This is a genomic window from Colwellia sp. (assembly GCF_013214175.1).
Classification (GTDB): Bacteria; Pseudomonadota; Gammaproteobacteria; order Enterobacterales; family Alteromonadaceae; genus Colwellia.
Map to the genome: position 1 here is coordinate 324321 of NZ_JABSPA010000003.1, position 23789 is coordinate 348109.

Genomic DNA, 23789 nt, shown 5'->3' on the forward strand with positions numbered 1-23789 from the left:
TCCTGCTACTTTATCTATTTTTTGTTTTTGTCTATGTATGTATCAATATCGATGGCATCGATCTGTTCTGGCTGTAAAAACTTTTTTGCATATTCCAAATAAACACCAGACTCTAGAAATAATGTGAAAATATCAGGGTCAATATGTTGTTCTTTAACCATAACCATCATAATTTTTAGTGATTCGCTTAACGTTTTGGCATTTTTATAAGGTCGGTCTGATGCCGTTAATGCTTCAAAAATATCAGCCACAGCCATAATCCTCGCTGGTATTGACATCTGGTCTTTGGTTAATTTTTTCGGATAACCGGTACCGATTAAGGTTTCGTGGTGGCCTCCTGCGTACTCAGGCACCCTTTTTAACTCATCGGGTAGCGGCAGCTTATTTAGCATTTTAATGGTCACAATCATATGAGCATTAATTTTAAATCTTTCTTCCGCGGTTAAGGTACCCTTCTTAATCCGTAAATTATAAAGCTCACCCAAGTTATATAAGTATTTAGGGATTTCCACTTTAAAACCTTGTTCTTCATATTCTTTAGTTCTATCGATTGTTCTTTTTATTAGATGCTGTTTCTTGTCACTTAATAGTGTTTCTTGATGCGGGGCCTGTTTAATGTCCGGGTACCTCACCCTTTCATCATTTGATAGACCTAATGAATCATCAAAATACCTGAGCCATGGCCGAGCGCCGATACGTTCTAACTGTGCGATATCGTCGTCATGCATAAACTCGCCACCGATATTACACTTGGCTATAAATGCAAACTGTTCAAACAATTCATCCTGTTGTGTTTGTAACTGTTGGTTAACTAGCGTTTGATCCTGACCCTGGATAATTTTTTGATAGGCGGTTATTTGTAAATCCCGATGTATAATTTCAAATCGAGCTCTTATCTCATGTATTCTGTTATAGATCGTTTCTAATTTTACCGCTTTATCGACCACATATTCAGGAGTTGTCACTTTTCCGCAGTCGTGTAACCAGGCGGCTATTTCTAACTCTCGTTGTTCTTCTTTAGTTTTTAAATCAAAATCTTTAAAGGCATAATTTTGTGATTTTTTTGCGGCTTCGGTGAGCATCAAAGTTAATATCGGCACCCGATGGCAATGGTTTCCGGTATAGACAGACTTTTCATCAATCGCTTCTGCAATCAATTGCATAAAGGCGTTTAGCAGTGCATCTTGCTCCCTTTGGTGATCGTTCATCTTATTGGACATTTTTAACATCGAAACACTTAACAGGTTAAGCTCTTCAATTGAGGTGTCTATTTGCTGTACCTGATCATAATCTCGATTCTTAATGATATTACTTTGATTTTCTAAGGCTAGAATTGGTTTGACGATTAGGGTTGAAACATACCAAACTATCGGCAGCAACAATAAAAGCAAGATGACGCTGGTAATGAAAGATTCCTGTATCTCGACCATATAAGGCGCCATTGCATCGTTCTCTTTGGTCATTACCGCTAAGAAATTACCAGTGTCCATGATGGCTGTAAATAGAAAGTAATCAGTGCCATCTATTACTATAGTGCTTACGGTATTCAAATCTTGTTTGGCAATCGTTAATATCTCAACACTAGGTATTACATTGGAATGACTAAGATACAAATTGTGCTCACCTTGTGGAAACCATTTATTTTCCAGGAAATCGACTTCTCTGGTCGTTAGGCTAGCGTAGGCTTGGTCCAAGATTTCAATTAATATTTTTTGCTTACTAATATAGTGTAATCCGGCCATAGAATTATCAGAAATATTTTGATTAGTTAACGCTGTTGCTTGTAAATTAGTTAGCTGATGGTTGCTTGAAATATGCTGATAGACCTTGTCTAGTTCAATGTTAGCTGCAACCTCGCCAGCGGCAACCATTTCGAGGGCGGCGGTCGGGGTGCTCGTCTCGATGATTTTTATTGCTGGATAATTTCTTTTGATATAGTCATGAGAATAAAAATACCCTATCGCGTTGGAGACACTTTGATTATTCTTTTCAATCTCTGCCAATGTGCTATAAAGTGAATCTTTTCTTACGATTAATTTCGGCGTGATTTTGAGATAAAAATCGTTAGAAAAATAGTTATCCTCAGTGCGGTACTTTTTTGACAAAATCGCGGGTAACACATCGATGGTGCCATTGTCGTATAATGTCACCAACTCCGACCAGGAGTAACCGTTGATAAAGCGTATGTTCATCTCTGATTTTTGTGCCAGCAATCTGATTAAATCAACCGAATAGCCTTTGGGAACACCACTGATGGCGTAATCAAAAGGTGCCCAGTCTAGTTCGTTGCCAATGACGATACTTTCTAAGCGATCTAAATATGCTCTTTGCTTTTTTGTTAAGGCAATCTTGCTTTCAACCAGCACAGGATCTTTATTCTCATTGAGTTTAGATATTAACTCTTTATCCTGATTGAAAATAAATGAGCTTATGTTGCTACCTAGTCTTTGATCTTTTAAGTTGTCAGAAATAGTCGATATTGCATAGTCTAAAGAGAGTACCGAGCCAGTATTCTTGACTTCCTTGACATAAGATATTCCTTGGGTAGATAAGTTTGCAAAGGCAAAGGGCGGTGTTTTCATCACCTTTTTATGCTTTAGTGCTGTGATGTACCAGTTTCTTACTCGAGGATCAAAGTTGGTCTTTATTTCAGCGGTTTTGATGATATTTAGGTTTTCATCTAAAAAATATTGATATTTGGTAATATCGCTACCTTGTCTATAGGTTCTTTCTTCGAGAAATTTGGCGTTTGGTGCCGGGTCTAAATCCGTTAAGGTTCGATGAATTTTTAAATTAATTAGCAGATAAAAATTACCATATTTGTCGCCCATATCTATTGCGTATAAGTCTTTATTGGCTTCTAACAGATCGATATAACTTTCTAAGTAAAGATGCTTGTTACCAAGTTCAGGCAAAAGATCAATATTGGCGGCATGGCTCAGTGGAATTAAAATACTTTCATTTATTTGATCAAAAGACAAACTTCTCTCAGCGATTTTTTTTGCGTATAGAGAGAAGCTTTCTTGGGTCGCTTTTAACGCGAGTTTTTTTGCTGAGAAATATTTTTCAATGGCGATGACCGAGGTAAAAATCGTAATGATCATAAAGAACAATAAAAGTATGGTTGGTCTAATTTTTATTAAAAAATTTGGTATCGCCATCATAGTATATTGTTCTTATTATATGTTTATTCTTAATACTATAGACATAGATGGATACCTAACTCAACATGGATAGTGTTTTTTTTAGCCTACGTAATACTGATTTGGTTTAATGGAATAGGACACTTTGATAAAGGATAATAATCAAGGAGTCAGACCCTGAGCTATCCCCACAAATCACCTTAATAAATCACCTTAATAAATAAAAATAACCATGACACTCACAACAAACTTAATCTGCCACCCATAATAACTTGTACATATTTCCATCAATAAACTAGGCTTAATTTACTTTCATTAAGTCTGGTGATTATTATGCCTACAAACTTAATCTGCCACCCATAATAACTTGTACATATTTTCATCAATAAACTAGGCTTAATTTACTTTCATTAAGTCTGGTGATTATTATGCCTAAGCCTCGCTCGCAACAGATCAGTTTGTTAGATACACCGTATTATCATATTTGCAGTCGCACGGTGAGAAAAGCGTTTTTGTGCGGTGTTGATAAAGAGTCAGGCATTAGTTATGAGCACAGACGTATCTGGATTGAAAAACGGATTTTTCAATTAGCTCAAGTCTTTGCTATTGATATTTGTGCGCATGCCGTGATGCATAACCACTTACATATAGTTTTGCATGTTGATAGTGAACGCGTGAAATTCTGGTCAACGGCTGAAGTACTTGAACGTTGGCATCAATTATTTAAAGGCACATTACTCACACAAAAATATCAAAATAAACAGTCGCTTGATAAATTCCAACTTGCCATGGTTGAGACTACTGCGAATGTTTACAAACAACGTTTGATGGATATCAGTTGGTTTATGCGCTCGTTAAATGAGCCTATCGCCCGACAAGCCAATCGAGAAGATAAATGCACCGGCCACTTTTGGGAAGGGCGCTTCAAATCACAAGCGTTGCTTGATGAGGGTGCTATATTGTCGTGTATGGCGTATGTTGATTTAAACCCCGTGCGTGCAGGTATTACTGCCACGCCCGAGAAATCTGACTTTACTAGTATTAAACTACGTATAAAATCAGCGATAAAAGGTGAGCAACCCAAAGCTTTACTACCATTCACAGGTAATGAACACCAACAAAAAAATAAAGGTATTCGATTTAGTTTACAAGACTACTTAACCCTAGTGGATGAGACCGGACGTATTATTCGTACTGATAAAAGAGGCGCGATTAGCCAGAAATCTGAACGTATTTTAGCAAGGTTACACATTAATGAAGAAAGCTGGTTAAAGCTGACCACAGACTTTGAATATATTTTCACAGGCGCGGTAGGTACAGCCAAGCACTTAAGTGAATTTACCGAACATGTTGGCTTGCAGCGAACCCATGGTATCATTAATGCTCAAGCCTGCTTGAATAGCGCGTAACCACCAATACAATCACGAATAAACTGACTTTATTTGTTATTTTTAAATGTCGGCTTTAACTCGCCTAAATTTTATATTTTGACTGTTTCTAGTGTGTTAAGTGTACGGTTGATAACTATCCCTTAATAATTCCCCGCTTTTAGCTGTGAAAAATTTCATACCTAGTCTGTTTTTTATATCTGTGTTTATAGTTATTTATTATGGCTGGCAGATTGAAATTGTGGCTGGCAGAGTGAAATTCGCAGAGTGAAATTGTAAACCTAAGCAGTTTAGTGAATTGAAAAATGTAGAAATAAAGGGATCAATGACAAATAACGGATCTCGATAGCCAATGTTATTGATTAAGGTCAAATAACATCCATAAAATACGTCTATTCATATTCAATAAAGCAAGATCAGTAGTAAGATAATAGCCCTCATTTTAAAATAAGTTGTTACCATGAAAGTTGATCTTAATAGCCGTTACGGCTTAAATCCCGCGCATAGTGAAGTGGTCGAGGCGTGCAAAATTATTGAGCCGTGCGATACGTTAGATATGGGGTGTTCGAATGGGCGTAATGCTGTGTATCTCGGTCAACTCGGGTTTAACGTTACCGCTATAGATACTAATGCAGGGGCTATTGATATGCTAAAAAGCATTAGTATTGAAGAGAAGATGAATAATATTAATACTCAAGTGTACGACATTAACAATGCGAACCTTGATAAGGACTATGGCTTTATTTCCTGTACCGTAACCTTAATGTTTATCGACCCATCTCGTGTTGATTCAATTATTGCTGATATGCATAAGCGTACTCTGGTTGGCGGTTATAACCTAATTGTATGTGCCATGAGTACAGAAAAACACCCATGCCCGGTTCCCTTCCCATTTACCCTAAAAGCGGGACAATTGCGTGAGGCTTATGAGGGCTGGGAGCTGATAAAGTACAATGAAGATGTAGGAACTATGCACAATGGCGCGGAATTACAATTTGCGACCATGTTGGCGCGAAAACCTGGCTAAAATAGGTAAAGCAGCCATTGTTACAGTCTATTCTATAGGTAAATCGATATAATAAATGGGGTGATACACTTTCTATAATTTGTCGCGGTGGCGACGACACTCAGAAGAAAGTGTGAGACTGCCTCCACTTTTTCTTCCTCCTTTGGAATCCCTCGGCGCTGCTAACAAACTTATCGGCATTGGTATTACTAAGTTAATTAAGGGCTGCGACATCTTGTCGAAAGCTCAATTTTCGCGATATCCTGTTTTCATTTATTAAAGTAATATTTTTAGCCATAAGTTGCATCGACCTTTTATTAAATGTTACTTCAGGTGAATTGAATTTTTGCTGATTAATAATGCCAGAAACCCCGGTTAAAACCAGTTTACCTTGCGACCAAAATGCTTCTTTAAACTTTAGGTTACTATCTTTTAAGTAAAGTGTACCTTGTTGAAATTGTGTGATTTTATATGACTTAAATCGAAAGAATAAAAAATACGTTTTACTCTTAATTTGGGAGTAATCCTCAATAAAGCGTTTTGCGGTGATTTTAAAATACACCTTAGCAATATTACCGCTATTTAGATAAAATTTATGCTTAGTATCCGTCATCACTGAATTTACCTCAGTAGCCAAGGCTACTGAGGTAAATGTTAGTACCACTATGGCAAAAAATTTAGTGAAATTGCCCAAAATAAAATGGATTAATCTTCTAAGCAATTTTGTGCTACGCCAGTCTCATCTGTATACGTACATTCTAACAGGATTCGTTCAGGATCAGCCGTTGCTTTTGGCTCAATAGATATATTTACATTGGCATAAATCGCATAAATAACCGTATAAATTTTTGCTCCGTCGCTATAAATCAAAGTAGTGTTATCAAAATCGACACTTTCATCACCATCGGTATAATCGCCCAACGAACACATCGGTTCATCCATGTATTTTGAAAAGGCTTCTGAATAGGTATAGTCGCCACAATCAATGTTAACACTGATATCAAAATCATTACGGTCGATAGCAGTAGCTGTTGAATACATCGCCTGCAGATCAAGTTTACCTTCAATATCGTCAGCAAATAAACCTAAAGAAACGGGTGAAGTAGTACCATCTTCTGCCTTTAAATTGTTTAAAAAGCTATCAATTTTATTTATATTCTCTTGTTGCGTAGCAGCGTCGTCAGTACTTTCAGCTAGGTAAATGTCTTTGCCAATTTCTATTACCTTGATTAAACTTGTTTTAGCTAAGGTTAAATATTTTTCATCTGCGTGTAAGCTAGCAAGCTCAGTATCTAATATTAGCGTTTCCGGATGAATACCGGCAGTGGTGAATTCAGACTCCGCGGTAATAGCAGTAGCTTTATATAACGAATCACCTACAGTAACTGAATAATAAGGAACGTTTATAACCTCAATTTGTTGCTCAATTGTTTGTGATAAATAATATGCATCACTACCATAATTATAAGCACTGAAATAACTTAATACACTTGCTGTGCCGAGTGCAGAAATTTGTATTTGCTTTGCCATTGTAGATGTTAAGCTAAAATTTTCACCATAATTAGCGACATAATTTTGATCAGTAAAGCTTTCAGCTAAAGCATCACTTGCGGCTACTAGGCGTGTGCTCATTTCAAAAAACAGACCCGAAATATCTTCTGTTGAGCCGGTAGCCTCTTTTAACATTACCTCTGAGGCGTTCAATGAAGCATCAATGATTTTCGGTAAAAACTCAGTATAATCATTTGAACTATCGGTAATATCTATGCGTGCTTGTACACGAGGGTCGTTTAAAATTTCAAAAATTGAAATAATCGCTTTTAACGATTTAATATCATTATTATTACTATCGTCCTCGGCATCTAAAATTGCATGTACGCCAGCTAAGAAATTTTGTATATCAAGTTGCTCAAAATCTCCTACAGCATGGATTTCATTGATAACTTGATCAATAGCTTTGCTATGATAGCCCTTGGAATCACCTAGACTTTCCTCTATGTGTTTTTGTGCAGCTTCAAGCGTAACTGCTTCAAGTCCGGTGATGTCAAAAATAGCTTGGTAAAAAGTCTCTTCATTAGAAGTTAAAAGTGATGCTGTTAACCCGCTAGCATCAAACGCAGTAATATCAATACCATTTTCCGGATCGCCATCAGCGTCAATAGTTTGTAATAAAGAGGCTATTTTTATTGCTTGTTCGTCGTCTTCGGCAATATCAAAAGGGGTAACTATAGGAGCTTCTATGCTCATGTTAGCAATTGAGCCTAATGAAAAATCACCAATCTTAAACGTACACGTGTCGCCCAATTGATAATTAAACTTTCCTTCTACATCGGTAACACCCGTAGTGTCCCCACACTCATAATTAATGCCGGCAACGGCACTATCAATAAAAGTACCTTGATAAGTCTCCGTTACAACATCGGCTAAATCGTCTTCAATAATATCTTCTGATGAGGAGTCAGATCCTCCACAAGCTGATAAAAATGAAATGGCAGCGGCAACCGCCGCTAATTTGAATAGTTTTTTATATGACATGATATTTCCTTATATTTAAAATCCAAGTTGGTCAAGCTAACACATTATAGTCGGAATATAGAACCGAGGCACAAAACAAAAAACAAAAAACAAAAACAGCAAGAAATAACAAGAATAACAATGACATTCACTGATGATTTCTAAATGTACACGACGTTACTATGGTTAAATAATCATCTGGTTTAGAGTGTTTCATTATGGCAACTGCAAGAAAGAGACAGTAGATAAGTGAGTGTCATTTATAACTATTTATAACTATTTATAACTCCTAGCTGAGCTAGTTTAATCGACAGCAATCAGTTACCCTCGTTGTTAAAAAACATCACTTGTAAAAGGTCGTAGAATGTCGAACGCTTATGTCAGTAATTTAGCTATTTATCCCCTGAAATCTTCCGCGGCTATCCGTTGTGAAACGGTGAAAGTGCTTGGCACTGGTTTACAGGGAGACAGACGTTTTATGCTGACTAAATTAGACGGTACCTTTATTACCGGTCGAACACACCCAAAAATCACCTCGATCAGCTCTTATTACCGCGGAGAAGATTTAGTTTTACAGCATCCAAGCTGTGAAGAGCTGTTATTGCAGCCACAACACTTTTCCAGCAGTTATTTTCCTACCTCTGTTTGGGGCACATCATTTATGGGGCAGGGTTGCGGGTTGTCAGCCGATCAATGGATCAGTGAATTACTTGGAGAGCCACTGCGGATTCTATATTTTGGCGAGAAATCAAAGCGTAAGGTAAATAAGCATGAAGTGCACGAAGTGGGCTTCGCCGATGGTTATCCGCTGTTACTGGTCAATGATAACTCGCTGCAGCACTTAAATCAGCGTCTACCGGCACCGATTAGCATGGCAAACTTCAGACCTAATATCACCATTGCAGGATTGCCTGCCTGGCAGGAAGATGAGTGGGCGAAAATCCGCATAGGAGAGGTATTGTTTGAGCTACCAAAACCCTGCAGCCGCTGTGTATTCACCACTGTTGATCCTCATACCCAACAGCCGGATAAAAATCTTGAGCCCTTAAAGACTTTGACCAGTTATCGTCAGGAGCAAGATGGTACTAATGTGATGTTTGGTGAAAACATGTTGGCGCTCAATAGCGGCACTATAAAAATAGGTGACAAAGTTGAAGTTATTAAAACTAAAGCGAGACCTGTGTACCAGGATAATTGGCAACCTGCTCAAGCCAGATTGGCCAAACAGTTAACTATATCTGCCGATGCTAATAGCAGTCAGACCCTGCCTGGTACCGATGCGGCAAGTACAATCCACAATAAAGAATTATTACGCTGTGTACAGATTATTGATGAAACAGCAGACGTTAAAACCTTCAAGTTTATCGCTGATCCTATTGTTCGCTTTGGCTATTTACCCGGCCAATTCATCACCTTGCACGCCGAAATAGACAAGCAACTGGAAAACAGATGTTACACACTATCGTCAAGTCCCTCTCGACCAGATCTGATTTCAATTACCGTGAAAAGGGTCGAGGGGGGCTTGTTCTCAAATTGGTTGCATGACTCTTTTGCCGTAGGTTCAAGCATAGAATGTACTAAAGCCAGCGGTGTTTTCTACCTGCAAAGTTCCAGCCGTACTAAGTTGTTGTTATTGTCCGCAGGCTCAGGAATTACGCCTATGTTGTCGATTGCTCGTTACATTACCGATCTGAGTTTGAACATAGATATTCAATTTCATCACAGTGCCCGTACTGATGAAGATCTGATCTGTTTCGAGGAGTTGCAACTGTTGGCAATTCAGCATGCTAATTTACATTTATCTTGTAACTTTACCCGTCAGAGCGATGCCGCTAACTGTGACATCGTGCACTTTTCTGGTCGATTATCGACCGATATGTTAAACCAGTTCAGCAGCGATCTACTGGAGCGAGAAGTGTTTGTCTGTGGTCCGGATGAATTTATGACAAACGCCAAAATTCTGCTGACTCAATTAGACCTACCTGGCTCTCAGTATCATCAGGAAAGTTTTGTTATTGATGTCGCGCCCCCTGAGCACGATGCTTCTAACCGTACTTATAAAGTTAATTTCTTGCAGTCGGGTATCGAAGTACAAATATCAGGCGACCAGACGATTCTCGAAGCGGCAGAAGAGGCGGGTATCACTCCTGATTACAGTTGTTTAGCGGGCATTTGTGGCAGCTGCAATAGCAAGCTGGTCAATGGTGAGGTGCATGCTCCCAATGCCATGGCGATTGATACCGAAGATGGCAGTGGTGATTTTCTTCCCTGCTGTAGTTATGCTCGTTCAGATCTGGAGGTTAATCTGTAATTAAAAGTAAGGTAAAATCAAGGGGGCAGAACCCTTGATTATTTATCTCAAACAGTCATTAAGTAAACTTTACAGTGAAGTAATTGAATAAATTGGCTCTGTGTAAATTTAAGTGTTTTGTCGCGGTGGCGACGGCACCCAAGGGGCGATACACGCCAAACCCCCCTTGGATGTTGTCACCACCGCGACGCCATTCTGTGATATAAATATCAAACGATTTAGATAATCATTCAAGAATAATAAAACTACTTCACAATGACATGCGCAGAAAAGTTGAATGTATTATCAGGTTCAGTTTCTAAATTATCTGCAAAGTAAATCTGATACTTACCAGACTCCTTAAATACTGTTTTCGTGATTTTTAGACCGTTTTCCCAAATAGTACCTTTAGTGCTTTTTATTGGGAGCTCTAATACTTTTATTAATGAAAACTCTTCTTCAGACATCATTAAAACATTTGCTTCGGCACTTTGAATGATAAACCATTGATCATTAGAATCGACTATGGCTAAGTTTTTAGGTCTTAATTTCGGCAAATTTATTGTTATGACGTCATTTTTTGTTAGCTCTGTTGAGCTAATGAAAAAGTGTTCAACCGTATGATGCTTTTCAGCTGTAACGGCCTTAATTTCTCCACATCCGATAGAAAGGAGTGCCAAGCAAAATAATATGAATGTGCTAACTATAATTTTCATAATGACTAGAACTGCAGGTGAAAATGAGGAGGTGTAACTTCAAGGATCACTTTAGTTGCGACACCTAATGCAGCAGTTTTAAATTTTATTTTCTCATTGGGGGTCATGTCCCTACTTCTAACATCAATAGCACCTTTTCTAAGATGTTTAGAAATATATACTTTTTTAAGTATTTGAGAATCAATTGTCGACTTAATAGACTGGATTACCTGGGGTTTTAATTTTTTAGCGGTTACTGCATCATCATAGCTTTTTTTGATCTCTTGAGCCGCGACTCTATTCTTATAAACTGCCAACTTATCACCGCCTACAAGCTTACCGTACATAGCTTCTGCTTGGCTTTTTGATGTTCTTTTCCCACTTGTTATAACAATACCTTTTTGAGTGGAGCTATAATATTTATCTGCAATTTTTTTTACTTTTAATTTAATATTTGCTTCTAATATCACACCAGTCTTGGTTGTATAATGCTCTTTCATTGCTAGTCCTTTAGGTTGATTCTTTTGTACTTTGTATTCTTCAGGATATCTTAAGCCAAAGTAGCTGAAAATAAAATGTTAATAACTCATGGGGATAAAATTTACATTTATTTAAATAAAGTTAGTGTCGTAATAAAGAAGTCAATTTAAATAAGTGTTTTAAAACGTCGATACAAGAAAGAAATACACGTGTACAAAATAATAGCCATTATAATAATTGGGTCAGAGTTAATTAAATAATATTGTCGCGGTGGCGAGGACACCAAGAAGAAAGAGTGAGACTGCTTCAACTCTTCCTCTCTCTCTTTGGAATCCTTCGGCGCTGCTACATCAAACGTAATCCTACACTCAGCACAATATCTTCGACGTAACAGCAATGAAGGTACATCAGGACAATATGTTCAGGAGAATATGCATCCTGAATTCTCTAATAAGTCACATCCATGTGACGTCTGCATTGTCTAATTAGTTGCATCCATGCAGCGTCAAGTCGGCAATAATACTCACGCTAAATCGGCATACACTATGAAAAAATGGCGTTTATATTCGCTATTTTAGTTGCCTTTATACCTAGGTCATAATTGAGTTAATATTATGTTACATATTGTGACTTTAATACGTTCACTAACCCAATTTTTATGTGTATATTACTGCAAACTTATGATTAATAATGATCTTCAAGTGTGTATCACAAGGATAATAATGAGAAAGAACAACGTTACTTTAATCGCAACTTTAGTTGCAGCAGCATTAGGTGTTAGTACACTTAGCGGTTGCAATACCACAGAGTCTACTGCTAACACTCAATCGGTATTAGCTAACTCGCTATTAGCCAACCAAACGGTAGTTAAAAGTCAAAATGATCAACGTCTTTACCGTTATGTAGAGCTCGATAATGGCTTAAAAGTAATACTCGTTTCTGACAGTAGCGCTGATAAATCTGCTGCATCAATGGATGTACATATAGGTCACATGGCTGATCCTGAAGATCGTGAAGGTCTTGCCCATTTCTTAGAACATATGTTGTTTTTAGGTACTGATAAATACCCTAAAGTGGGTGAATACAATGAATATTTAAAAGCGAATGGCGGTTGGTCAAACGCAGGAACAGGCCAAGAGCATACCAATTATTTTTTCCAAGTAAATCAAGACTCCTTAGAAGATGCCACCGACCGTTTTGCGCAATTTTTTATCTCGCCTAGTTTAGATAAGCAATACGTAGACCGAGAAAAAAATGCGGTTCACTCTGAATACAGCATGAAGATTAAAGATGATGCTCGCCGTATCAGAGAAGTATTAAAAGACACGCGCAACCCAGCACATCCATCAAGTCAATTCTCGGTAGGTAATTTAGATACCTTAGCTGATCGCGAAAATGATTTACTTATTGATGACTTAAAAGCACTTTATAAAGAGAATTATACTGCCAGTCGTATGTCACTTTCGTTAGTGGGTCGTGAAGATCTCGATACATTAGAAAAATGGGCGCGTGAAAAATTTTCAGCCATTCCAAATAATGGTTCAAAATCTACTCCGGTAACGATGAAGCCTTATTTAGCGGAGCAGTTAGGCGTACAAATTAATATCGAACCAATGAAAGATACCCGAAAATTAACCTTGGCATTTCCTGTTACTAAATCAACTCAGTACTTTGAAGAAAAGCCACTTCAAATTATCGCATCCTTACTCGGTCAAGAGGGCAAAGGTAGCTTATATAGCCATCTGAAAAACCAGGGGTTAATAGAATCTTTAGGTACAGGCGCTTATGGTCCTGATGATTTTGAACGTGCTTCCATAAGTATGACACTGACACCTAAAGGTCTAGCCAATTATAAACAAGTTACTGAAGCGGTATTTTCTTATTTAGCACTGTTATCAAATGAGAAATACAACCAAACGTACTTTAAAGAACAAGCCGCTATTTCAAAAAATAGCTTTGATTTTTTAGAAAAACAGGATGCAGCAGATACGGCTAGTAGCCTTTCGCGACAGTTACAGTACTTTTCACCAAAAAATATTTTAAATGAAGGGTATTTGTATAATGAATATTCTCATCAATTAGTTACTGAATATTTGGCGCAGTTAACACCTGAGAATATGCGCTTAGTATTAGTTGCTAAAGGTTTAACAACGGATAAAGTTCAGCCTGAATATAATACTCCTTATTCAATGACTAAAATCAGTGCAGAAGACATTAGTCGTTATCAATCACCTAAAACGATTGATGCCTTTTCGTTACCAGCGCCTAACCCGTTTATTGCTACTAACCTAACAATGAAAAAAATAGAGTCAGATGTAAACAACCCAGTGGTTGTTTTTGAAAAATCAGGTTTTACATTGTGGCACAAGCAAGACACTGAATTTAGAGTGCCTAAAGCCTCTGTTAACGTACAGATATATTCTGACCAAGCAGGAAAAGATACTTTATCTCGTGCTCAAAACTATCTTTACAGTGCGTTATTAAAAGACAGTTTAAATGAGTTTGGTTATCCGGCTAAAGAAGCTGGATTACACTATAACGTTTGGTCTACTAGTGCAGGAATGGGCTTTGGCGTAAATGGCTATGATGAAAAACAAGCCATGCTGTTAAGTACTATTAATAAACGTGTTCGACATTTGGATATTAATGACGCGGCTTTTAATTTACACAAAGCTCGCTTAGTACGACAATGGAATAATGCTAAATTTGATCGCCCATACAGCCAAGCACGTTCAGCGTTAAGACAAATACAGCGTACTAAAACCTATTCAGCTAAAGCATTAGCCAGTGCACTTTCAACGGTAACACCAAAACAACTCGCGCAATATATTAACGATTTCCATAAGGCGATTGAAGTTGAAGTATTGGTACACGGTAATATGCTAAAAGCAGAGTCTGTTCAATTGGGCAAAACGCTTTATGCGCTTAATATGACAAACTCTACAGCTAAAGAACGCGCTAATAAAGTTGTTAAGTTAAACAATACTAGTCATGAATTGATTCAAGAATTAGTAGTAGACCATAACGATTCAACCATCGTTGAAAGCTACATTAGTAATGATGATTCATTTGCTAATCGCGCTAAATATGGTTTATTTGGTAGCATGATTAGCGCTCCTTTCTTTAAATCTCTGCGTACCGATCAGCAACTTGGCTATATTGTCAGTGGTCGAAATACCAAGTTACAAAATCTACCGGGTTTGTCCTTTTTAGTTCAGTCACCTAAAGCGGGTCCGGTTGAATTAAAACGCCGTATCGATCAATTCATGACTGATTTCAAAGGTACATTAAATGAGATGACCGCTGAAAAATTTGATGAATACAAACAAGGGCTGATTAAAGATTTACAAGCCAAAGATAAAAACTTAAATGAGCGCACACGACATTACTGGTCAGAAATTAATGACAAGATGTTTGATTTTAATAGCAAAGAAAAAATTGTTGCTGAAGTTGAAAAATTATCGCATAGCGATATGGAAGCGTTTTTCTCTTCAGTAATTGAAAAAGTTCAACCTATTATTGTGCGAAGCTTTGGTACTGCCCATCAAGGTGATGATGATTACAAGCAAGCTTTAAAAGACAAGAGCATTTGTCGCACTGAACCGTGTTTTACTAATGAACTTAATAAGGTGGTGAGATAATTGTTATTGTCTCATTAAGTGAATGTTGAAATGTTTAATACATCCTTTAATACATTGCTTAATAAGTTGAATAATAAGTAAACCTACTTGTTTACTTGATCAAAAAGGCCTCATTGTATGAGGCCTTTTTTTGTTCTTAACCGTATCCTTAAATATGCCGTAACTGTGTTTACAATCTAAGTTCAATTGGATTCTGCATAATAAAGGTGTCAAGTACACCAAACAGATTCGAACACGTTGATATAAAACCGAACATAACCCCCTAAACTATTTATTCATTAAGAATCTAATTCGTTGATAATATTATATAAATAAAAACAATTAACTTTGGCATAAAACTTTCAATATAAGGGTAAGCATCGTAATTAAATAGTGCAATTATTCAGGTATTAAACCGCTTGAATACCGCTATACATCGACAAGGACACTTATGAAAAACACTTTATTATTTACCCTATTGTTAACTGTTTTTACCACCGTAGTAGAGGCGAGTGAACAAAAAAACACCACTAATGTGGCTTCAGAAAACTTACTTTCTTCACTAACACAAAAGCAATGGATTCATGGCTCACAGGACTGTAATACTATTACAGACCCTGCCATTGAGGTGTTTCAATATAATGATTCAAGTTATATTTTACGCCAGAGTAAGTGTCTGACTTTTGAGGCCCCTTTTATTTATGTATTGGTGGGGGATGAAAAAATACTGGTTATTGATACCGGAGCAACAGATGATGTTGAAGAGCTTTCTGTGTATAAAACTGTGTTGGCTTTGCAAAAGAAACATAACGAAAAAGAGCAGGGTGTTGAGCGTGAGATACTAGTAATACACACTCATAGTCATAGTGATCACTATGGCGGTGATGCCCAGTTTATCGACCAAGAAAAGGTCACCCTGGTGCCAGCAAGTGCTGATGGTATTAACGACTTTTTTGCCTTTGAGGACTGGCCAAATAAGCCGACTACACTCGAGCTTGGTGGTCGTAGCATTACTATTATTCCAACCCCAGGTCATCAAGAAGAAGCAGTTTCAATTTACGATGAGCAAACCAAGTGGTTACTTACCGGTGATACATTTTACCCCGGTTATGTTTACATTAAAGACTGGCACGATTACAAAGCTAGTATCAGCCGTTTAACCGCATTTACTAATGAAAATACTGTTAGCGCCATCTTAGGCTCACATATTGAAATGAAAAGCAGTGCTGGTGAATATTATGAAATAGGAACGACATACCAACCGCAAGAAGCTTCTTTAGTTTTAACAACAGCAGATTTAGTTGCGTTGAATACAGCAATGAGTGAATTAGATGAGCCAGATAAAGTTGCTTTAGAAGGATTGATTGTTGAGCCACTGGGCTTTCTCCCAAAACTTATCGGTAGCATTGTTGGCCTATTTTTTTGATAAGTAAATGATTAGACCACCTAGATAACTTGTGCTAACTTTTAATTATCATGGTGTCATAGTTGATTAGTTAAGATTGAACTACGAAATCATTAGTACAAAGTGATTGTCTGTTTTATAAACGAATGTTATAAAAATAGCAGCAATAAAAAAATACTAATTAACAATAGGTTTTGATAATGGATTATCGTGAGTCGATCGTGAGTTTAGGCATAACGGACAAATTACTTTGTCCTTGTTGCGGTAGCCAACAACATCGTGTCAATTCAGTGATCACTTATAGTTTTTATTTTTTTGAGTACTTGCCTATTTTTCCGGTCAAGCGAGATACACGAGTCGAATGTTTACAATGTCAAAACCGTGCAGAGGTTACTAATAACACCTCGGACCGAAAGCTAATTTTTTCTGATTTCAGTTTGGCATTTTTCAACAAGCTACGCTTGCTTAGTACTTTTACTGGCAGCATTATTATCATCCTACTGCTGAGTTATTACTTTTCGGAAGAACAAAAAAAACACCGTCAGAGCCAAGCGTATATCGAAGCACCTAAAATTAACGATTTTTATTATTTAGACTATCGAGAAACTTCAGGAGATCGACGTCCACAGCACAAATATCGACTTGCGAAAATTGTAGATATTACGGGGGGCACAGTATCTCTTACTTATGGTAATTACTTTTATTCACTAAAACATTCTTTGAGCAATGGTGTGAGCTTTGGCCACAGTACAAATGTTCATTATTTCGAAAAACAACGGCATAATTTTTCTTATGCGGAATTAGATAGCTTGTTTGAACAAGGTTTTATCTATCGAGTAGTGCGGCCAGAGCTTTTTTCGATCGGTAGAAATAGAGCGGTTTATATGATTGATGGCATCGCTGTGACTAACACTACAGTTGATAAAGAAGAATGGCACTATATCCCTGGCAAGCGCGAAAATACCCAAGGGGTGGCTTTCCTTAAAGCAAGTTATATTCAAGATGGCATTGAGCAAGCTTTTAACTTATTGAAACAATCGGCAGAATTAGGCTATGCACCAGGACAAACCAACTTGGCTGAACTCTACTTAACTTTCACCGACATTGAAGGAAGTGGTGATGTTGAAAAGGCGGCTCAATGGCTATTTCAGGCCGCTTTGCAAGGTTATCAGCCAGCAATAGAAAAGTATCGGGTGATCTGTCAATTAGAAGAAGCCTGTCATATTGAAGACTTTTATCAAGCGTTAAATGAAGCCGGCACTAATTATCAGATTCATTAAAGTAATTAACTAGGACACCCACTGTTAATTACTTAGTTCGTCTAAAATAAATGGTGTTAGAGTAAATTTCAATGATTTGTCGCGGTGGCGACGACACCCAAAAGAGAAGGGGGGCTAAACGCGTTATACCTAAAATAAGCCCTCTGGAATCCCTCGGCGCTGCGGCATCAAAGGTAATCCTACATTCAGCACAATATCTTCGACGTAACAGTAATGAAGGCACATCAGGACAATATGCTCCTGATGGCGAAGACTGCCGATTTTCATGGACGAATATCGGCAGGTATTGACTGTAAACACAAAGTTGATGATTTATGCTTTCACTGAGTAGGGCATCGCAGGGGTTCCAAGGTACGTCACCCCTTGGTGTGTTCGCCACTGTTCTGCCAAGCAGAGAATCAAACTCCAAGTTTAGGTTGGAAGCACCAAACATAACAGAGCGCTGATGTTAGCCCCCTTTGGTTGTGCTCTGAAATGGTTGTGTAAACACTTAAACGTGTACTTAAATTTAGATAAAAAAAGGCGGCATCGGCCGCCTTAGTTTATGGGCTATTGGTAACCTTAGAGTGACAATTTATTGAGGATTACACTGATCCCGCTATTTGAAATAATGTAGAGCTGTTCATTATAGAAAAATAATGACGACGGATTGGTTAAAGAGCTATCCGTAGACTCTAGGGTAAAACTTTCTGTTTCATATTTTTTAACCATGCCATCACTTTCAATGGTATACATTTTATTATTTGTGGCATCAAAAGTGACTTTTTTGATTAAATTCCCTACTGTAGATATGTTATTGACGAAGGTCATATCTGAGGAATAGAATAAGTCACCGCCTCGGGTTATTAAGTACTCGCCATCAGGATTTAGCCATATATTGCCGTTCATTCTATAGTCACCATGATAAGGAGAGTCTCCTAATGAGGTGATTGCTGTACCGCTGATATCAAACTTTTCAATATCAGAAGGAGATGAATCGGTATCCGCCGCATAAACGTAGTTTTCATTTGGGTGAATTGCTAACTTTGATGCTTGCCTAATCCCCCAGCTGCCCAACTTTTCACCGGTACTGGCTTGGTAGACAAAGATATCTGTCCACTGACCTGAGCCCGACGTTACAATGAGTTTATCTTGACTGGTTGCCACAAGATCATAAGGGTCAGTATTAATTTTATAGGTTTTGGTGATCGCTTTTTGTGTAGCATCAAGCAAGCTAATATAACCTTCTTGATCTTCCTCCCAATAATACGAACTATGTTCTTGCACTAAATGGGCAATGAATAACGTTTTAGAAGTAGCGTTAAAGAAAATACTTTCAGGTGCAAAATCAAATTCAAAATATCGTTCAGTTTTACCTGTTGCTAAGTTGAATTGATAAAGCCTTTTAGCACCTTTATCGCTAAAGTAGACTAAGCCATTTTCTGCATCCACCGCTAAATCAGTTATCGAAAAATCTAGGGTAAAGGCTTCACTGTTTGTTACTTCAACGCCAAAGTCAGTCCCTTGTGTTACGGTAAGTTGTTGAACACTTTTATGTATTAGTCCGCCACTATCTTTTACCTGTAGTACAGCCGTATAAGTACCAGCAACGGTATATTTTTTCTCTGCTGATGTAGAGCTTGAGTAGCTGGTGTCCCATTCGCCGTCATTTTCAAAATCCCACTTAAATTGTAATTGAGATAGTAGGTCTTCTGCATCTAGGCTATCACTCGCTTCAAAGGTGATAGTATCGCTGGTATCCGGCATTTCTGGTGTTGAAGTAAACTCAGCTATCGGCGCAGTATTAGAGCCACACGTTAGGCATGGATGAGTGTAACGAATCATAAGCTCGTTGCTCGTTGCGACAAGCAGCTCATTATTATACATTGAAAGCCATTGCGCAGAAGAGCTTGCAGCGATAGTGCCTACTTTTTCAAATGAGGTCATATTGTAATAATGAATATCGCCCTCGGTGGTCAAAATAAAGAGTAGCTTTTGCGCCTGGTCAATAATGATGTCACGAAAATATCCGATATTTTCACCGAGATTAACAACAAGACTCATGTCGTGTGCTAAATAAACCTTGCCAGATAATGAGATGATGTATTTACCATCTGGGCTTAACCATAAGGCCGATTTACTATTACCATACTCAGATTCCAAAGTATTGGAAAGGTAACTTATCGTAGAGCTACTAATACTATATTTATAGATGTATGAGTAATTATCTTGTTGAGTAAATAAATATTGCTCATCCTCGGATAAAGTTAAAGTTGTTTCCCTGCTTATATTTGGGTTAACCAGCTGAGTGCCAGTGTTTGTATCATAAACAATAAAATCACCTTGATATGTCCCAGATGAAATAAGTAGCTTTCCATCGGAAGTTGCCACTATGTCATATGGAGAAGTATTAATTTCCAAGGTATCTATTCTTGTTTTGTTGTCAACATTGAACACGGCAACAAAACCGCGTGCAGACTCTTGCCATTGATATTCGTTGTGCTCTTTTTCTAACAGAGTGACATAAAGTCGCCCTGTGTCTTTTTGCAGATAGAGGCGGTCAGGTGCATAGATAAAATTGAAATATTTAAGTGTTTCACCGGTGACTAAATCAAGAATATAGAGTTTTTTATCATTTTTATCTATGATGAATTGCAGGCCAAGTGTTTGATCGCTGACTAGATCTGATATGGTGTAATCTAGCTGATAGGCTATGCTGTCAGTAACATCTATACCGTCATCTATACCTTGCGCGACATGGAATGTATGTTCGCTGATATGTGAACCACCTAGCGAGTCTTTAACTTGCAATCGAATGGTTTTTTCACCGGACAATATATATTTTGTTTCAGCACTGATTTCTGACGAATAACTGGTATCCCATTGGTTATCGTTATTAAAATCCCATCTAAATTGCAAAGCGTCTAATGAATCTTCGATATCTGTTGAAGCACTGGCATCTGTTATAAAAGTATCTGTGGTATCGCCATCTAATGGACTAACTTCAAATGATGACACTGGCACTATGTTATCGCCGCAAGTAGGACAAGGATGATCCCAAGTTAATAACTGGATGTTTTCGCCAAAGGCATAAAGTATATTGTCAAAAAGAGCTAATTTATTGACCTCTTTAGCATTTTGCAGTTGCGCGATTTTTTCGTAACTTAAGGTATTAAAATAGGCAATTGTTTCATTACTTGTTAAAGCAAATAACAGATTGTTTTCTTGGTCAAAAATAACGTCCTCGAACGTCTCTCCGTTGTCACTTAGACTGGCAACGTAGGTCATATCGCTGGCTTTAAATAAGTCGCCACCGCGAGTAACTATATAATTGCCATCAGGTGTTAGCCACACGTTGCCATAGAAACGATGGTCACCATGATAGGGCGAATCTGAAAGTGATTGAATGCCTTCTACGCTGATATCGTATTTTTCAACATCAGAAGGTGATAAGTCAGTATTTGCTGCAAATAGCCACTCTTCGTCAGGGTGCAATGAAATTTTTGATTGCTGTCGAATGCCAGTAGATCCCAAAACCTCACCATTTTCAGCATTGTAGGCATAGATATTTGTCCATTGGCCGGAGCCTGAACTGATAATTAATTTATTGCTTTTGGTGACAACAATATCGTATGGGTCGGTATTAATTTCGAAGGTATTGATAATGCTTTGTTTTTCAGTATCAAGTGTTGAGATATAACCGCTTTGATTTTCCTCTTGTAAATAAGAGTTATGCTCTTGTGAAAGTAAAGCTATGTATAAAAGGTTAGTATCTTTTTGCAAATAAAGACTTTCAGGCATGTAGTCAAATTCAAAGTATTTCTCTGCTTCACCTGTGGCCAAATTAACAACATATAAACGTTTTGCTTGTTTATCTGTTATGTAGCTGTAGCCATTTAGTTTGTCTGTAGCAGTATCAGTTGTAGCAAAATCCAAAGTGTACGGTGCCGGATCTGAGATAATTATCCCATCATCAATGCCTTGAGCAACATCAAACGATTTAATTAGTATATGGGTTAGGCCGCCAGAATCTTTTACTTGTAATCGAACATACTTTTCGCCAGCAACGCTATATTTATATTTAAACTCACTTGAAGAAAGAAAGTGGCTATCCCAAGTGTTGTCGTTATCAACATCCCAGCGATACTTTAATTCACTGCCGTCTTGTTTATCAGAACTCTCTGATGCGTCAAAGGTATATTCTTCACTAGTATCGCCATTTATTGGCGAATAAACGAAGCTAGCAACAGGTTTTACGTTACTACCACAATTGAAACACGGATGATATTTTTTAACCACCACAAGCTCATTGTCTACTGTCGTTATATAATACGCATGATTTTTTTCTGAGTAGGTAAATAGAACGTTGCCGATAACTGATATTTCATTAATAACTTCATATGTTGTCAAATTTAAAATACTTACGGAACCATCGAGTAACACAAGGTTGACAATATTTTCTATCTCGTCATAAATTATATGGGTAATATGTTGAGAAAAGTCTACTAATTCACGAACTAATTGAAAGTCCAGGGTGCTATACATAGCGCCAGAAGATGTGATCAGGTTGGCACCATCAGGACTTAACCAATAGTCATTACTGTAATCCCAATTATAATAAGCATTTGAAAGTTGACTAATTGATACTCCTGTAACGTCAAACTTGCGAATAGAACCGCCTTCAAACGCGTAAACAATTTGTCTTTTTTCGTCATAAATAAGTTTAGAACCTTGATAAACTGAGGATACAGACGCTAACAGTTGTCCGGTTGATAAATCATAAGCATGAACAGCCCCCCATTGGCCAGATCCCGGCGAGACAATAATTTTTTCATTGTTAGTAATGACAAAATCAAAAGGGTCTATTTGTAAAGAAAGCACTGATAATTTTTCAAAAGTATTGGCGTCTATTACGGCAATAGAACCGGTTTGCTCGTCGTTCCACCAATAAGAGCTATGTTCTTGGTGCAAAAGGGATACATATATCCTTTGGCTCCGTGAAGAATAAACAACTTTTTCAGGCATATAATCGAAGGTGATAACCGATAATTCGTTACCTGTTTCTATATCTAACAAGGTCAACGAATTATTATTTTTATTGGTTAAAACGATTAACTTTAATTCACCAATAACCGTAATATTGTCGTCTTGAACCTGGTCTTTGTAGCCAATAATGTTAATTAATTGGTTGTTTGAGTCATCTTCGTCACTAATGCCGTCATTATCGTCATCGGTATCGCTGTTATCTCCTTGGCCATCGTTATCAAAATCGTATTGTTCGAGGGCATCCCACGGGAAGGCGTCCTCATCATTATTGAGGCCATCATTGTCATTGTCGAGATCTACCATATTCATGATGCCATCTTCATCGCTATCTATATCATTTGCAGCGGCCAGTATCTGGCTAAAGTGAACTTGGGCTGACAGTCGTGATACCAGTGATAATTTTGTGATGGCGGAAAACTTACTGTCCGATAAATCGAAATCATTAATTGAAAGGTTTATGGTATTAAGTGCATCTATTTGATCTTGCGCAAGTGTTATACTTTCTGAGAAGTCACCGTCATCATCGAGTGATTGCATCAAACGTAAAAAATTTACCAGTGGTTGATAGGTTATGTCGCGTGTATCAAATAATTCAAACGGGGTGATAATCGTGTCAGCTTGAACACTTGGAAACTCTATTGAGCCTATTTTGAAGGTTACGGTATCGCCTTCTTCATAACTAAACTCGCCTGTTATAGATGTTTTACCATTTTGGCCTGAGCTGGTTTCATAGCTTAAATTTGCAATTGGCGAGTCAATGATCTTACCCGTGAAAATGGTTGGCTCTGGTGTTGGTTCTGGTGTTGGCTCTGGTGTTGGGGCTGGTGCGGGAGTTGGTGTAGGTTTTTCATTACTAGTCTCGGAGTCTCCCCCACAAGCTGTCAGTACAGACAATAAGATACAAGTAATTAAAAGTTTAATTAGCGACATGATTAAATCCATT

The 23789-nt window shown here is 37.7% G+C and carries 12 protein-coding genes; 6 read left to right on the forward strand and 6 right to left on the reverse strand.

The annotated features are described in order from the left end of the window. Nucleotides 1-14: 14 nt before the first annotated feature. On the reverse strand, nt 15-3104 hold the full coding sequence (locus HRT55_RS09925; RefSeq protein WP_291620892.1) for an HD domain-containing phosphohydrolase: 3090 nt from the start codon (nt 3102-3104) through the stop codon (nt 15-17). Between the two features lie 467 nt (nt 3105-3571). On the opposite strand from HRT55_RS09925, the gene HRT55_RS09930 reads away from it, so the two are divergent. Together HRT55_RS09930 and tehB are read left to right on the forward strand one after the other, a co-directional pair. Continuing rightward, nucleotides 3572-4552, forward strand: a complete 981-nt coding sequence (locus HRT55_RS09930) for a transposase (RefSeq protein ID WP_291620893.1) — start codon at nt 3572-3574, stop codon at nt 4550-4552. 439 nt (nt 4553-4991) lie between these two features. Then, nucleotides 4992-5558: a tellurite resistance methyltransferase TehB gene (gene tehB / locus HRT55_RS09935; RefSeq protein WP_291620894.1), complete on the forward strand. Its 567-nt coding sequence runs from the start codon at nt 4992-4994 to the stop codon at nt 5556-5558. A gap of 193 nt (nt 5559-5751) precedes the next feature. Here tehB and HRT55_RS09940 read toward each other — a convergent pair whose 3' ends face one another. Both HRT55_RS09940 and HRT55_RS09945 read right to left on the reverse strand, forming a co-directional pair. Then, nucleotides 5752-6150, reverse strand: a complete 399-nt coding sequence (locus tag HRT55_RS09940) for a hypothetical protein (RefSeq protein ID WP_291620895.1) — start codon at nt 6148-6150, stop codon at nt 5752-5754. Between the two features lie 92 nt (nt 6151-6242). Continuing rightward, nucleotides 6243-8072: a hypothetical protein gene (locus tag HRT55_RS09945; protein WP_291620896.1), complete on the reverse strand. Its 1830-nt coding sequence runs from the start codon at nt 8070-8072 to the stop codon at nt 6243-6245. A 343-nt stretch (nt 8073-8415) separates the two neighbouring features. Between HRT55_RS09945 and HRT55_RS09950 the strand changes: the two genes are divergently transcribed. Next, nucleotides 8416-10362 carry an MOSC N-terminal beta barrel domain-containing protein gene (locus HRT55_RS09950; protein ID WP_291620897.1) on the forward strand — a complete coding sequence of 649 codons (1947 nt, stop codon included), beginning with the start codon at nt 8416-8418 and terminating at the stop codon, nt 10360-10362. Nucleotides 10363-10607: 245 nt separating this feature from the next. Here the strand turns inward: HRT55_RS09950 and HRT55_RS09955 are convergent, their stop codons facing one another. Continuing rightward, the gene (locus HRT55_RS09955) at nt 10608-11057 is read right to left on the reverse strand and encodes a hypothetical protein (RefSeq protein WP_291620898.1); all 450 of its coding nucleotides are present in this window, start codon (nt 11055-11057) and stop codon (nt 10608-10610) included. A 5-nt stretch (nt 11058-11062) separates the two neighbouring features. Further along, the gene (locus tag HRT55_RS09960; protein ID WP_291620899.1) at nt 11063-11536 is read right to left on the reverse strand and encodes a hypothetical protein; all 474 of its coding nucleotides are present in this window, start codon (nt 11534-11536) and stop codon (nt 11063-11065) included. Nucleotides 11537-12238: 702 nt separating this feature from the next. Between HRT55_RS09960 and HRT55_RS09965 the strand changes: the two genes are divergently transcribed. The 3 genes from HRT55_RS09965 to HRT55_RS09975 all read left to right on the forward strand — a co-directional run bounded on the left by HRT55_RS09965 (nt 12239) and on the right by HRT55_RS09975 (nt 17821). Further along, a complete protein-coding gene (locus HRT55_RS09965) occupies nt 12239-15157 on the forward strand; it encodes an insulinase family protein (protein ID WP_291620900.1) in 2919 nt (972 codons plus the stop codon). Between the two features lie 430 nt (nt 15158-15587). Continuing rightward, the gene (locus HRT55_RS09970) at nt 15588-16562 is read left to right on the forward strand and encodes an MBL fold metallo-hydrolase (protein ID WP_291620901.1); all 975 of its coding nucleotides are present in this window, start codon (nt 15588-15590) and stop codon (nt 16560-16562) included. A 179-nt stretch (nt 16563-16741) separates the two neighbouring features. Continuing rightward, nucleotides 16742-17821: a hypothetical protein gene (locus HRT55_RS09975; protein WP_291620902.1), complete on the forward strand. Its 1080-nt coding sequence runs from the start codon at nt 16742-16744 to the stop codon at nt 17819-17821. A 561-nt stretch (nt 17822-18382) separates the two neighbouring features. On the opposite strand, the gene HRT55_RS09980 is transcribed toward HRT55_RS09975, so the two are convergent. Beyond that, nucleotides 18383-23776, reverse strand: coding sequence for a PKD domain-containing protein (locus HRT55_RS09980; protein ID WP_291620903.1), 5394 nt, complete (start codon nt 23774-23776; stop codon nt 18383-18385). Between the last annotated feature and the right edge of the window lie 13 nt (nt 23777-23789).